The 15,305-nt window shown below is 33.4% G+C and carries 9 protein-coding genes; 6 read left to right on the top strand and 3 right to left on the bottom strand.

All coding sequences use genetic code 11. The features are described 5' to 3' along the window. Positions 1-225: 225 nt before the first annotated feature. Positions 226-1,521 carry an MFS transporter gene (locus LC076_RS12080; protein ID WP_226669351.1) on the bottom strand — a complete coding sequence of 432 codons (1,296 nt, stop codon included), beginning with the start codon at positions 1,519-1,521 and terminating at the stop codon, positions 226-228. A 142-nt stretch (positions 1,522-1,663) separates the two neighbouring features. Here LC076_RS12080 and LC076_RS12085 point away from each other — a divergent pair, with 142 nt between their 5' ends. The 5 genes from LC076_RS12085 to fumC all read left to right on the top strand — a co-directional run bounded on the left by LC076_RS12085 (position 1,664) and on the right by fumC (position 10,633). Next, positions 1,664-2,446 carry a GNAT family N-acetyltransferase gene (locus tag LC076_RS12085; protein WP_226669352.1) on the top strand — a complete coding sequence of 261 codons (783 nt, stop codon included), beginning with the start codon at positions 1,664-1,666 and terminating at the stop codon, positions 2,444-2,446. 447 nt (positions 2,447-2,893) lie between these two features. Then, complete coding sequence (locus LC076_RS12090; protein ID WP_226669354.1) at positions 2,894-4,798, top strand: endonuclease MutS2; 1,905 nt, start codon at positions 2,894-2,896, stop codon at positions 4,796-4,798. A gap of 298 nt (positions 4,799-5,096) precedes the next feature. After that, positions 5,097-6,425, top strand: coding sequence for an FAD-dependent oxidoreductase (locus LC076_RS12095; RefSeq protein ID WP_226669356.1), 1,329 nt, complete (start codon positions 5,097-5,099; stop codon positions 6,423-6,425). 160 nt (positions 6,426-6,585) lie between these two features. Continuing rightward, positions 6,586-9,021, top strand: coding sequence for a GGDEF and EAL domain-containing protein (locus LC076_RS12100; protein WP_226669358.1), 2,436 nt, complete (start codon positions 6,586-6,588; stop codon positions 9,019-9,021). 223 nt (positions 9,022-9,244) lie between these two features. After that, positions 9,245-10,633, top strand: a complete 1,389-nt coding sequence (fumC, locus tag LC076_RS12105; protein ID WP_226669360.1) for a class II fumarate hydratase — start codon at positions 9,245-9,247, stop codon at positions 10,631-10,633. 318 nt (positions 10,634-10,951) lie between these two features. On the opposite strand, the gene LC076_RS12110 is transcribed toward fumC, so the two are convergent. Next, positions 10,952-12,289, bottom strand: coding sequence for a sensor histidine kinase (locus tag LC076_RS12110; protein WP_226669362.1), 1,338 nt, complete (start codon positions 12,287-12,289; stop codon positions 10,952-10,954). Then, on the bottom strand, positions 12,286-12,954 hold the full coding sequence (locus LC076_RS12115) for a response regulator transcription factor (RefSeq protein WP_226669363.1): 669 nt from the start codon (positions 12,952-12,954) through the stop codon (positions 12,286-12,288). Before LC076_RS12115 ends, LC076_RS12110 begins: the two co-directional genes overlap by 4 nt. Before the next feature lie 384 nt (positions 12,955-13,338). Here LC076_RS12115 and LC076_RS12120 point away from each other — a divergent pair, with 384 nt between their 5' ends. Then, positions 13,339-14,574, top strand: a complete 1,236-nt coding sequence (locus LC076_RS12120) for a S1C family serine protease (protein ID WP_226669365.1) — start codon at positions 13,339-13,341, stop codon at positions 14,572-14,574. Positions 14,575-15,305: the final 731 nt, after the last annotated feature.

The following is a 15,305-nucleotide window of genomic DNA, read 5'->3' on the forward strand; positions in this document are numbered from 1 at the left end:
ATGACATTTGCATTTCAATTAAACTTAGCTTGATTCAAACAGAAAATCGTCCAAAAAAACCTTACATAATTTGTAAGGTTAGCTTGATGACATTGGGCTCAGCTTCCTCCCCGGCGAATGGAGTGTCTGCAGCGCAATGGAACGAACTTGTTTCTTTCAGCTTAACTGAATTTAGATTTATTCGTCTTTTTTGTTTAATTATGTCCCAGCCTCATCCAATATTATTTAACTTTTCAATGTCTCACTTTTCACAGGCTGTTTTGCTGAAATGGCAGCAATGGCAGCTGCAACAGGTAAAATTAATGTGGCTAAAAGAATTTCCTCATATCCTTGGAACATATCAAATGCTACTCCGAAAGGTAATGGGCCAAAAGCTGATCCAATAACCATCATCGTCATAGCAACACCTTTTATACTACCAATATGTTTTCTTCCAAAATAAGACGGCCACACAATCGCTAGTGTTATGCGTTCTAGTCCTCCTGTGATTCCCCAAACTACACCAAATAATATTGCCATAGTGATGCTATCTGTAAAAAAGATAATGATGATCATGAAAATCTCACCAATAAACACAATAGCTAATAATATATTTACTTTAACTCTTTCTAAAATAAATCCTGAAATAAAGGTAATTGGGAATCCGATGATTGCCATTAAGCTCAATATTAGTGCCGCAACAGCAGGTTTTATCCCACCTTCACCAAGAATAGATACTAAATGAAAGGTTAATCCTGTGTTCACTAAAGCAGGAATAGCCACGATAAAAAGAAGTAGCCAAAATGCAACTGTTTTTCTCGCTTCTTTTAGTGTCCAGTTTTCTTCAAATATCGTTTCATCTTTCTGACCTTCCTGACCAGTTCTTTTTAACACAGTCGCATCATCAGGAAGTAGTCCGATATCTTCTGGTTTATTACGTGTAAATACATAAGCGATTGGGACAAAAATAACGAATAGTAGAGTTCCCCAAACAGTCCAAGTTGTTTGCCAATCATAAGTTTTAATTAACCATGCGTTTATAATGGGGAATGCTGCAGAACTAATAAAGCCCCCTATCGCCATAAAGCTGAAGGCGCGACCGCGATATTTAATAAACCATTGTGGAACTAATGTATTTGGTAACAATGTCATGGAGCCTTGCCCAAATAATCGAATAAGGAAAAATCCTATAAACAACATAACCATATTCGAAACAAAACTATTCCAAAAGCAAGCAAATGCTAGCATGCTGCCAATAATAACAACCATTTTTCGTTGGCCATATTTATCAATTAAACGACCAATAAGAAACAATAAAATCCCTGCTAATAATGTCGCAGCAGAATAGATAGACGAAACAGTTGACCTGCTCCAACCAAATTCTTTTATATATTCGTCAATGAATAGTGAAATCGTATAGGTTTGACCAGGTCCGGAAAAAAATACCCCCATTGCTGACAAAGCAACGATGATCCAACCATAAAAAAATTTTGTTTTTATCGGAGCCATATTGTGCTGTACTACTTGCTGAAAATAAGACATAATTCCTCCCCCTTAGATGCACGTTTAAAATTATACCATTATTATAGTTTTGGATAATAGAAGTTCACTATTTTTTAGTAGCTTATATACTACAATACCTGATAAGATTGAGAAAAAGCGTTTTATAGGAGGCAATCCCTAAATGAATGAAAACTATATTGAAGCTCTAGATATTGCTTATATATCTTCCTTTTCAACAAAAATCAAAACGAGTTGGGGCTATCTGTTTTTAAATGAAAATCAACCGAATTATTATGACGCCAATCATGCTCATATCTCTAGATATTTAGGCAACTATGATCAGATTATTGATGAAGTTGTATCCTTTTATCAATCCAAGAATATTATTCCAAGATTTTATCTTTCACAATATGAAAATAATCAAGATTTCATTACATTACTGAAACAAAGAGGCTTTGGCTTTGAAGAGTTTTCGAGTCCAGTCCAACTTTGGAAAACAAAAGTGGAAATTGAGAAGAGCGAACATATTACAATTGAAGAAGTCACACTAGAAAATAAACGAGAGGCAATTGATATCGAGTGTCAAATTCAAGAATTTGGTGGGTCGATTAGAGAAAAGTCATTTGAGGAAGAATTTATCAATCCAAATTATACACATTATTTATTAAGATACGATGGAGTAGCTTGTTCAACGGCATGTGTTTTTTATCATAACAAAGATGCACGGTTAGAAAGTGTCGCTACGATTGAAAGCTATCGTGGTAAAGGACTAGTTGGACAGCTTATTCACTTTATTCAGGGAGAAGTAGAGAAAAAGCAAGTGGAGAGGTTTTGGGTTTTGCCAATAAATGAAAGAGTGGAAAAGGTTTATAAAAAATCTGGCTTTGAAACGATCTTAACCTTTAAAACAGGACATGCGTTTCTAGGTGGAAAAAGTGTTGAAGAAATCAGAAATGGGCTTTAATTTTTAAAAGCTATATTGACAATTGAAAATAATATCTGTTATCTTAAAAGTAACAAATTTTAGGAGATGTGTTTTGTGAGGGTTTCTGTTCTTAACTAAACGAAGTAAATACTTCAACTACATCATTCAACTTTAAAAACTTTTTGTTAGAAAAGGTTTATTTGAGTTTGTCTTATGTAGAAGGTTGAGAACAAAACGGTTATCATACACAATTGTGATCTCTCACATAGTGCTCGTATGAAAATTCGTACTTTTGTTTAAGTGCGTTTTTTTATGTATTAAAACGCATACATGAAGTACGTTTTTATACTAATAAATTGGAGCAGTATGTTAATAAGAGATTTTAAAGGTGATGAACAACTTATGTTCATCACCTTTTTGCGTTGAAGTAAATGTATTTATTCTTGTTATACAATATATTTTTTAAAAAAACGGAGGATTAAAACATTGAATAATAAAGCAATTGAAAGTGTAGAATTTAACAAAGTTTTAGGGCTGCTAAGTGATTATGCAATGAGTAAAGAAGCTAAACAAAGAGCACTGAATGTAACACCTTTAACAGATGAAATGAAAATAAAAAGAAAGTTAAATGAAACAACAGAAGCATGTAACATTATTGAAAAGTCAGCAAGTATACCTGTTCATTCCTTACAAGGTGTGGAGCAAATGATTACTTTAGTTGATAAAGGATATCTCCCATCTCCTGAACAATTTGAATTTTTAAGTGCATTTTTAGATAGTGTGAAAAAAATTAAACGGTTCATGTTAAAACAGGAATATAATGCCCCAACCATCAGTTCTTACGCTTATTCCTTATATGAGTTAGAAGAATTAACAGAAGAAATTACCCGTTGTATTCGAAACAATTCAATAGATGATTATGCAAGTAGATTTTTAACGAAAACGAGAAACAAGATCAAAACAATTGAAGAAAAAGTCAAAATGAAGCTAACACAAGTGATAAAAACTTCATCAAGCTATTTACAAGATCAAGTGATTACAGTCAGAAATGGAAGATACGCAGTATCGGTAAAAAGTGAATTTAAACGAAAATTCCCTGGAATGATTGTAGATCAATCTTCAAGCGGCCAAACAGTATATATGGAGCCAAATGATCTTAACAAACTTCAGGATGAATTAGCGTATTTAAAGATTGAGGAAGAACTTGAAATGCAAAAAATTCTCGGACACTTAACAGATTTAACCGCAACATATAAAAATGAACTACTGATTAATGTTGAAGGGATGGTTTCGTATGATTTTATCTTTGCAAAAGCAAAGCTGAGTAAATTCATGAAAGCAAATGAAGTGAATGTACAGGGAAATGGTGGGTTTGATATAAGAAATGCTAAACATCCTTTGTTAGGATCCAGTGCAGTTCCATTATCTATGACATTAGGAATTGATTATCGTGCACTTGTGATAACAGGTCCTAATACAGGTGGAAAAACAGTTACAATCAAAACGGTAGGATTATTAGCGATGATGGTTCAATCAGGCTTACACATTCCTGCAAGTAAGGACAGTGTTTTTACTATCGTACATGATATTTTTGTTGATATAGGTGATCACCAAAGTATTGAGCATTCATTAAGTACATTTTCTTCACATATTCAAAATGTGGTAACCATTCTGAAACAATCAAGAAATAAGACACTTGTGATTCTTGATGAAATTGGTTCAGGAACAGATCCAAACGAGGGAATGGGTTTGGCCATTGCTATATTAGAGGCTTTATACAATTCCGGTGCATTGTTAATCGCAACAACTCATTATAGTGAGATAAAAGATTTTGCAGAAAGTGCTCCTGGATTTCAAAATGGTTCAATGGATTTTGATCTTGAAACTTTACAGCCTCTTTATAAGCTTCTTATTGGAAAAGGTGGAGAAAGTCAGGCCTTCTCAATTGCTGAAAAGCTAGGAATACCGGAACAAATTATAAAACGAGCTAAACGAATTTCATATGGTAATCCACAGTCTAAACAAGGAATTGATATTATCCCTGAAATTACCTTAAAGGAAAGAACTCATCAGATAAAGAAAGAACAGAAAGACTCTAAATCTGTAACCCCATTTAAAATAGGTGATGCCGTATGGATACCACATTTGCGAGCAAAAGGTATTGTCAAAGCTTGTGCGAATGATCTAGGAGATTTCCAGATACTTGTGAAAGGAGAAAAAATCAAATTAAATCATAAAAGACTAAAACCCTTTATTGATCGTGAAGAGTTGTATCCAGAAGAATATGATCTAGATCAGGTGTTTGATTCAAAGGATGTACGTAGGAAAAAGAAAAAGATGAACAAAAAGCATGTTGATGGGCTAACGATTGAATATGGAAAGGAAGAATAGGATGGTGGATGAGGTGTCGTATTTTGTCGAAAATCTAATATATCCTGAATTTGTCCAAATAAATTAATCAAAACAGCAAATATATTTGCTAGATGTTAGGTGTAATCTTCATCAAAAGTGGATTACACCTTGTCAAAATACTTATTTGTGAAAAAATTCACAAATAAGTATTGAAATGATCAAAGAGGTGGAATATAATAAAGTCATCAAGTAAATGTGAAACACTTCACAATATTATGTGAAAAGTTTCACAAACAAAACAAATAAAATGACGATATAATTCTAGGAGGAAAAAATAATGAAAATTGCTGTTATTGGATGTACACATGCTGGGACTGCTGCGATCTCTAATATGGTGAAGCAATACCCAGATGCCCATATAAATGTTTATGAAAAGAATGATAATATTTCATTTTTATCTTGCGGAATTGCCTTACATGTAGGTGGTGTTGTGAAAGATCCTAATGGTTTATTTTATTGTACTCCTGAGGAATTAACGAATCTTGGCGTAAATATGTTTATGAAGCATGAAGTAGTTGATGTAAATATAGAGGAAAAAACAATTGTAGCTAAAAACTTGGAAACAGAAAAACTAGTGGAGGATACATTTGATAAACTAGTTATTACAACAGGATCTTGGCCAGTGATTCCAAATATAGAGGGAATTACTATGGAAAATGTTCTATTGTGTAAAAATTTCCACCACGCTAATACAATTATTGAAAAAGCAAAAACTGCACAAAATATTGTTGTTGTCGGAGCAGGATATATCGGAATTGAATTAGTTGAAGCATTTGAAATGAGTGGTAAAAATGTTACGCTGATTGATGGAGAAGAAAGAATATTAAGCAAATATTTGGATGAGGATTTTACGAATGTAGTAGAAGATGATTTCCTAAATCGTGACGTTCAATTAGCTTTAGGTCAATCAGTAACAAAATTCGTTGGTGAAAATAATAAAGTAACAGCAGTTGAAACATCTCATGGGACTTATCAAGCTGATCTTGTTATCTTATGTATTGGATTTAAACCTAATACTGATTTATTTAAAGGTCAAATTGATATGCTTGAAAATGGTGCGATTAAAGTAGATGATTATATGGTAACTAGTCATAAAGATGTTCTTGCAGCTGGAGATAGCTGTGCGATTCATTATAACCCAACAGGTGAGCATGCCTATATTCCGCTTGCAACAAATGCAGTTAGAATGGGAACGTTAGTTGCGAAGAACCTATTAAAACCAACGATCCGTTATATGGGTACACAAGGAACATCTGGTATTAAGATCTATGATCAAAATATTGCTACAACTGGTTTAACTGAAACGATGGCACTTCGCATGGAAATGAATGTGAAAAGTATCACAATCTTAGAGCATGATCGTCCGGAATTTATGCCATCTTATGAGGATATAAGATTAAAGGTGGTTTACGAAGAAACAACAAAGCGCATTGTTGGAGCACAGGTTATGTCTAAGCTGGATGTGACTCAATCTATAAATACATTATCTGTATGTATTCAAAATAAAATGACAACAGATGAATTAGGCTTTGTGGATTTCTTTTTCCAACCGCACTATAACAAACCTTGGAATTTCTTAAATCAAGCTGGCTTACAAGTGATGTAAAGAACAAGAAATAGTGAAATTTGGGATACATTCTATAATATCTAAACAAAAACCGCATGATAAATGCGGTTTTTGTTATGGTTTTAAGGTAAGCGCTATCATAATATGTTATATTATAGTTAAAATTGTAGATATTAAGAAGCGGAATTAGGTGATTGAGATGAATCAGTTAAATGAATTGCTAAGTTCAATAGACCGTACATATTTTCTTTTGAGCAGTATTTTAATGGTGTTAGCAATTATTTATATATTTAGAATATGTAGAAGTATTAAAACGGGTGTGAAAAATGCTAGATTAATAGATGCTAGTGTTATTAGTTTGTTTGTTTGGATGTCTCAATTATGTATGCTTTTATCTCTTCATTTGTCTATAGATGATGAGCTATTTCGACTAATTATATCACTATTAATCTCCACTATTGCTATTTATTGGGTACTAAAAGAGGCAAAACATGGTGAACAAGTGACGATTAAAAAATTCTTTTTCCTCGTCATATCATTTACATTGTTATTGTTGTTTGGTGAAGGTATTCTTTATATGCTCATTTTTAAAGGATCCTTAGGATTTAGCCCTACATTGATGATTATTACTTTTTTTCTAACTTTAGGTATTGTATCTGCCGCTTTAAGAATGTTTTATCAAATCAATACAGAGGTCTCTGATTCACGTGCGACTTTTCTATCGATATTAGGTGGCGTTTTTACTGGTTTATCGGTTGCAGGTATTCCGTATATAATTTTGATTTCAATTGCTAATATAGGGATTTCTACTAATTATCAAGTCATACAAAAGGATACTATTCTTATTCCGTTTGCTTTGGAGTTAGTGTATTTGTTTATTCTTGGTATTATTCCTAGTATCTTTGGTGAAATGAAGCTTAGTGAAGAAAAGGAAAAGTTGTCTGTAAGTAAACAACAGTATGAGTCATTGTTTAAGTTAAATCCAAGTGGTGTGATTGAAGTGAATAAAATGGGTTACATAAAGAGCGCCAATCACACAGCACTTAAGTTGTTAGATTTTACATATGAAGAGTTGATTGATCAGAAGTTTGATTTGATTACAGATAGTAATCAACATATCTTATATAACAATATACTAGAAGGTGTCTATAGCAACAAATATAAGCGGTTAGAAACCTCTTTATATACAAAAAATAATAAAGAAATCATTGTGGATTTAACGATTATTCCGATTACAGTGAAAGATGATGTTGTTGGTGTTTATGGAATGTTCAAAGATATTACGTTAGAAAAAACAAACAAAGAACTTGTAAGACATTTAGCTTATCATGATGATTTAACAAATTTACCTAATAGACGATTTTTAATAGAAGAAGTAAGTGAGTTAGTAAATGCTAAAACTAGCTTTACCATCTTTTCCTTGGATTTTGATCAATTTAAAATAGTGAATGATATATATGGACATGATATTGGGGATTTAATTATTTGCGAAATTGCTGATAGATTTATCGCAAATCTGCCTAGTAATTGTCTTATTGCTAGGATGGGTGGAGACGAGATTTCAGTCTTACTTCGGGAAATAACAGAGAAAGAGTACATCAAAAATTTGGCTCAACAGATTTTACTTTTATTTAATAAACCTATTCATGTCTCAAATATAGAATGGAATTTAACAACAAGTATTGGGATAGCAACTTATCCTAAAGATGGAGAAACAACAGATGTTGTTATAAAGAGTGCTGATATTGCCCTTTATCGATCTAAAGTAAACGGACCAAATGGCTATGAGTTTTATAGTGAAGAACTCAATCAAGAACTGATTGAATTTACTTTCTTAGAGCAAGAATTAAAGAAAGCCATTGATAATGACAGCATTCAAATTTATTTTCAGCCGAAATACAATGCTCAAAGAGAGAGCTTTATAGGAGTAGAGTCATTAGCAAGATGGACATTAGAGGATAGGGGAAACGTATCTCCTGCTACCTTTATTCCTGTAGCTGAAAAAAGTGGGCTTATTGTGCAGCTTGATCAGTATGTATTGAAAAAGGCATGTGTGCAATTTAAGAGATTACTAGATGAAGGATATGACATCCATACTCTTTCAGTGAACTTTTCACAGCTATTATTTTATCATGATCATATTGTTGATTTTGTTCTTAACACTTTGAGAGATGCAGGTCTGAATCCAAACCAGCTGGAAATTGAGATTACTGAAACAATTGCTATGTATAATACGGCATATACGCTCAATATATTGAATGATCTAAAATCACATGGGATTCGAATCAGCTTAGATGATTTTGGAACAGGCTATAGCTCAATAAGTTATTTAAAAGTATTGCCGATCGACTGCCTTAAGATTGATAAATCATTTATAAACGATTTGATTATTGATAAACAAAGTGATGCTTTAGTTGTAACTTTAATTTCAATGGCTAAAAATCTTGGTATTGATGTTATTGCTGAAGGGGTAGAAACAAAGGAGCAAGCACAATTTTTATTTGATCATCATTGTTATGATATTCAAGGGTATTTATATAGTCGGCCTTTACCGCCAGATGAATTGAAAAAAGTATTACAACATAAAATTGAAAAAAACACGATTGAATATGACTTAATAAAAGAAGTCGAGTGAAATCATGAGTAGTTATCTTAAGATGGAGAAAAAGACGGAAAAATCCTTTATGAAGCAGACAGAATCTGATGTTACCCCAGAAGTGAGATTTCACGTTCATTTTTGGGATGCAGTACAGATTACGTCTGCTTTTTTATCATGTTAGAAGATGTCTCACTTTAATAAATCCATAAAAACCCATACAATAGAAAAGAAAGTTAAATTTTTCGGAGGTGTGTGTCATTTGGATATTCGCGTAGAAAAAGATACGATGGGAGAAATTCAAGTACCAGCTGATAAGTATTGGGGAGCACAAACACAACGAAGCAAACAAAATTTTGAAATTGGTACAGAAAAAATGCCGTATGAAGTCATTACTGGGTTTGCGATCTTAAAAAGAAGTGCAGCTATTGTAAATGAATCGCTTGGCAAATTACATAAAGATAAGGCAGAAGCTATTGTAACTGCTTGTGAAGAAATTATAGAAGGAAAACTTACAAACCATTTTCCCCTTGTTGTATGGCAAACAGGAAGTGGCACACAAAGTAATATGAATGTAAATGAAGTTGTTGCTAGAAGAGGTAATGAAATATTGCAGGAAAAAGGGAAAGAAATGACGATTCATCCAAATGATGATGTGAATATGAGTCAAAGCTCAAATGATACATTTCCAACAGCAATGCACATTGCTGGAGTAATAGCTGTTTATAATAAGTTAATGCCTGCTATTGAAAAGCTTTCAGGAACATTAGATCAAAAAGTAAAGCAGTTTTCAGATGTTGTAAAAATTGGTCGGACCCATCTTCAGGATGCTACACCAATTACACTAGGGCAGGAAATTAGTGGTTGGGCTCATATGTTACACCAAACAAAGGAAATGATTGGTCAGGCAGCATCATATATGAAGAATCTAGCGATTGGTGGCACAGCGGTAGGAACAGGAATAAATGCTCATCCTGAGTTTGGAGAACGTGTAGCAAGAGAAATAAGTCATTACACAAAGCAAGATTTCTTATCTTCTGTGAACAAATTTCATTCATTAACAAGCCATGATGAAACGGTTTACGCACATGGTGCGTTAAAAGCATTGGCTGGGAATTTAATGAAGATTGCGAATGATGTAAGATGGCTTGCTAGTGGACCAAGATGTGGTATTGGCGAAATAACCATTCCAGAAAACGAACCAGGAAGCTCTATTATGCCTGGAAAAGTAAATCCTACTCAAAGTGAAGCAATAACAATGGTAGCTGTTCAAGTAATGGGAAATGATGCAGCCATTGGTTTTGCCGCAAGTCAGGGAAACTTTGAGTTAAATGTGTTTAAGCCAGTGATCATTTATAATTTTCTGCAATCTGTACAGCTCCTTTCAGATAGCATCACATCTTTCCATGATCATTGTGTCATAGGAATTGAAGCGAATTTACCAGTGATTGAGGGTTATTTGAATGATTCCTTAATGCTCGTTACTGCCCTAAATCCACATATAGGCTACGAAAATGCAGCGAAAATTGCAAAGCTAGCTCATAAAGAAGGATTAACATTAAAAGAAGCAGCTGTACAATTAGATTTATTAACAGAAGAACAGTTTGATCAATATGTAAACCCAGAGGAAATGACCTATCCTAAGGGATAAAAGTCAGACTGAAACATAACTATTTAAGCTAATAAGAAGCCCGAATGATTAGGCGATGGTTCAATCAATGACTCTTTAGCCTAATCGTTCGGGTATTTTTTTACATACTATCTTTTAGAATCAGTGAAATGAAGCGGAAGATACAAAGACTGCTAAGAAAGTAGAGAAAGAGCTAACACCTAAACAGGCAGGTATAGCCGAGCGAGGATGAGGCTCAGCTTCCTTCTCTGTGAATTTTGTGTGTGCTGCACAATAGATTTGTATTTGCAGCTTAACTGATTCATGTATTAACTTTTATGGATGATTCCTGCACTATCTCTAAAGCTGCTTTGGTATTTCTGTATAAAAAGCAGCACCATTATTTTCGTTTACTGCCCACACTTTTGCATCATGTAAATCGGCTATACGTTTCACAATGCTGAGACCTATCCCAAATTCACCTTTATGTCCCTTTTGAAAAGGTTCAAAAAGTTGATCCAAAATAATCTCATCAATTTCAGGGCCATCATTCCATAATCTTACGACAAGGGAATGTTCACCACTTGATAAAGTTATGTTGATTGTTTGATGTGCATAGCGTAACGAATTTTCTAACAGATTTTCAATAAGCTTTTCCCATTGATCAGGGTCACCTAATGTATTGGCTTTCTGTAGATTTAATTGCCATTGTAGATTAGGTTTAGCCCACTTAATTCTTTCGACTTCGTCATTAATCAGCTGATCTAGGCGAAATTCTGTTTTAATAGGTTTTCGTGTTGATAAGAAATCGAGTTTTGTAAGATAAAGTAAATCTTTAATTTTTTTCTCCAGCTTTTCTGATTCTTCTTCAATCACATCCATGGTACTCGTTAAATTACCTTTAGGAAAAATCCCATCGTTTACTGACTTCGCATACCCTCGTATAACCATCACTGGTGTTTTTAAATCATGAGATATGTTTTGCAATAAAGTTTGCTGTGCTTCATCTTTACGTACAAGATGTTGTCGCATCTTTTCAATGCTATGACCTAGCTTTCCAATTTCATCATTACGATCCACTTCAACAGGTTCATGCCAATCTAGCTCAGAAATGCTTGTGACATGTTTTTCAAGCTTTACTAATGGTTTTGTTAAATACCTCGCAAGCCAAATGGAAGGAATCCAGCTTAGTAGAAATACGATAAACATAATGATCAAAAGTTGGCGAAATAAAGTGTAAACAAGATCATTTCGATAAGAATCCCAGGAGTAGGAGAGTAAGTAACTGTCCTCACCGTTTACTATGATTTTGCGTATTACATAAAAGAGCGTTTGGTTTTTTAAATTCTTTTCATATCGTTCAACTGAACTTTGTTGGTTTGCTGCTAAAAGTTGAGTTTGTTTAATAAAATCGAGTGGCAGCTCCTCAGAATATAGGAAATAACGACTTTGGATAGGCAGAATGAGATGATCAACAGAGCGATCCTTCTGTTTTTTATCACCAAATTCTGCAGCGTTATTAGCAGGATTACCGTATTCCGTTAATACAAGCTGCTCATTTTCAATTGTTTTATAGATTTCTTTTGTGAAAAAACTACGTAAAGTTGTCGGAAATAGAATAATTAATAATAATGAGATCACTAGAAGGATGCCTGAAAAAACCAGCCATATTTGAAATGCTAATGGTTTATTTTTCATCCTTTTAACATCCTATATCCAAATCCGTAAATTGTTTCTACTTTCAGTTCAGGCATTTTTTTACGCAATCTTCTTACTAGATCATCAACAACACGATCTGTTCCAAAATAATCATCTCCCCATAAACTTGTTAAAATTTGCTCACGGGAAAAAGCTTGGCCTTGATTGTGTATAAAAAGCTGAAGCAAATCAAACTCTTTTGATGTAAGTGTGAGTTCCTGTTCATTTAAGTAGACAAGCCTAACTTGTTCGTCAATTTTATAAGGAGGTAAACTTGTAAGTGAATTCGTTTCTTTCTCAGAATATGTTCGTGAAAGTAATTTTTGAACTCGAATCACGAGCTCTCTCGGTAAAAATGGTTTTGAAATGTAATCATCACTACCAAGCTCTAATCCTAGTACCCGATCAATATCGGCATCTCTTGCAGAAATGAAGATCACAGGAATATCTGGTGTTTCATTCTTAATTTCTCTTATTAATTGGTAACCATCTATGTCAGGTAACATAATATCCAAAATCCATATATGTGGTGGCTGACTTATCAGCTTTCTTGCTTCTTGTCCTGTTAAACAAGAAGAAACTGTCCAACCTTCATTTTTTAAGTACATCGTAAGGAGCTCGTTTAAGTTTGTTTCATCTTCAACTAAATAAACGGTGTAACTCATTATTTCACTTCCTCTCAAAGCTATTATACATCGTCATTTTTCATTTGAGTTTTTTTTCACAATTTCCCATAATTCTTTCATCATTCTCCCAAACTCTTTTTGTATTCTTACATTAAGCAAAAAGAAGTGATAGAAAAGGGAGACGTTAGAAAATGAGAGCAGTGATTTTTACTGGAGTTTCTTTATTACTTATTTTAATCGTTATTGGTGGATTTGTAAGTTCACAAGCATAAAGCCAGTTTTTTTAGCAATCTATGCTTGGTAATTTCAACAAAAAGCATAGTGCTTTTAGAAGTCATAAGACTTAATAAATGCTAGTGAATATCGTTCAAATGCCTATTTAATAGTTAATAAATACTGTATTTATAAAAATTGGAGGAATTCATGATGGGTTATTATGATGAAACAGATATAACAAGAAATAAAACAAAATCACGCAAAAGCGTAAAACCAGTTTTTTCATCAATATTAAGTGGAGTAGTTGGAGGTGCACTTGTTTTTGGTGTAACAACTTATACAGATCAACATGACAATCAACCATTATCAAATAACAGTTCATCAGTGATCGAAACATCTCTTCAAGAAAAAAGCACTAACTCTTCTGTTGCAACAGAAGAACTATCTACTAGTAAAGGCTCAATAGCTGATATCGTTGATCATTTAGGTCCTGCTATTGTTGGTATTACTAATATGAAAGAAAGCGGAAATGTCTTTGGTAATGAACAAAGTCAAAGTGTAGAAAGTGGGACAGGATCAGGATTTATCTTCAAAAAAGAAGGCGATGTTGGTTATGTGTTAACAAATAATCATGTAATAGAAGGGGCACAATCGATCGAAGTAACTTTATATGATGGTGAAAAAGTTTCTGCTCAATTAGTAGGAACTGACGCATTAACTGATATTGCTGTGTTAAAAATTGATGCAAAACACGTGACAACAGTTGCAGAACTTGGAGATTCACAAGAATTACGAACGGGTGAAAATGTTATCGCAATAGGAAATCCACTAGGTGAAGAGTTTTCTAGAACAGTCACACAAGGAATTATTAGTGGAATTGATCGTACAATTGATGTGAAAACATCTGAAGGTGATTGGGCATTAAATGTTTTACAAACGGATGCAGCGATTAACCCAGGTAACAGTGGGGGACCACTGATTAATATGAATGGTCAAGTGATCGGAATTAATAGCTTGAAAATAAGTCAAAATGGGATAGAAGGTCTTGGTTTTGCGATTCCGAGTAATGATGTTCTTCCTATTGCTGAAGAATTAATGAATAATGGTAATGTTCAAAGACCATTTATTGGTGTAGGGCTCGTAGAAATGAGTGAGGTTCCTGCGTCTTATTTACAAGAAAATATGAAGCTTCCAAACGATGTGAAAGACGGAGTCATTGTTGGAAATGTTTCGCCAGGTTCACCGGCAGCAGAAGCAGGACTTCAACAGAAGGATATTATTGTATCAATGGCTGGGCAAGAAATCACAAGTGGCAATGACTTGAGAAGAATTTTATATACGGAAACAGAAATTGGCGAAGAAGTAGACGTTACCTTATATAGAGCAGGAGAAAAAATGTCTGTAAAAATTAAGCTTTCTAATCGCGACGCTACAAATGCATAACTAATTTAAACATATTGTCACTTTTAATATAAATGAAGAAAGTCAGCATATTAATAAATTATATCTTTTCAGCAGATGTAATTAATTGATAGCTGACTTTTTTGCTTTATTAGTAAGATACATAAATAAAGAAAGCAATGATGTCGAATAGTAGGATGTTTTTTTGAAAAAATAATGAAAAAACGCTTTGAATAGTTACAGCATAGATAGGGAGCTATTTAACTTGATAGGGAGTGTTCAAGTTGAAAAAAAATCAAAATCAAGTGTCAGATAATAAAATTGCACCTGGTATGGATGATGATTCTGAATTAAATCAAAATGCAACAGAAGAAGAAATAGAACATGATGAATGATGAATCAACAAAAGTTGTCACACTTTCTTATGATGAAGTAGATCCGTCGTGAATGTAAGAAGAGGGTTTGAATGCTATGAAAAGCGTTCAACCTTTTTTTTGGTTAGTGACTAGCTTTTATAGAAAAAAAATTATATTGAAGCTGAAATGAAGTGAATAACCTATCAAAACACCTTCTTTCGATTCTAAAGGATTTACTAGATTTATTGAAATGATAGAGGTGTTACTTTTACTATGATGGATACATTTGTAATTAGCGATATCCCTTTTAACAAATATTTCTTATGGTTCTTAATTTATAGAAGTGAACTTACCCCTCTCTTAAATGAATCACATGATAGAAGCACCCTTAATAAAAAAAGAGAATGCAAATTTACA

The organism is Metabacillus litoralis (assembly GCF_020524045.1).
Lineage (GTDB): Bacteria > Bacillota > Bacilli > Bacillales > Bacillaceae > Metabacillus > Metabacillus litoralis_C.

What these genes read in the sequence shown, in the direction of transcription:
- LC076_RS12080 (WP_226669351.1), bottom strand. Translation starts at nt 1,521, where the DNA reads ATGTCTTATTTTCAGCAAGTAGTACAGCACAATATGGCTCCGATAAAA.
- LC076_RS12085 (WP_226669352.1), top strand. Translation starts at nt 1,664, where the DNA reads ATGAATGAAAACTATATTGAAGCTCTAGATATTGCTTATATATCTTCC.
- LC076_RS12095 (WP_226669356.1), top strand. Translation starts at nt 5,097, where the DNA reads ATGAAAATTGCTGTTATTGGATGTACACATGCTGGGACTGCTGCGATC.
- LC076_RS12100 (WP_226669358.1), top strand. Translation starts at nt 6,586, where the DNA reads ATGAATCAGTTAAATGAATTGCTAAGTTCAATAGACCGTACATATTTT.
- LC076_RS12110 (WP_226669362.1), bottom strand. Translation starts at nt 12,289, where the DNA reads ATGAAAAATAAACCATTAGCATTTCAAATATGGCTGGTTTTTTCAGGC.
- LC076_RS12115 (WP_226669363.1), bottom strand. Translation starts at nt 12,954, where the DNA reads ATGAGTTACACCGTTTATTTAGTTGAAGATGAAACAAACTTAAACGAG.
- LC076_RS12120 (WP_226669365.1), top strand. Translation starts at nt 13,339, where the DNA reads ATGATGGGTTATTATGATGAAACAGATATAACAAGAAATAAAACAAAA.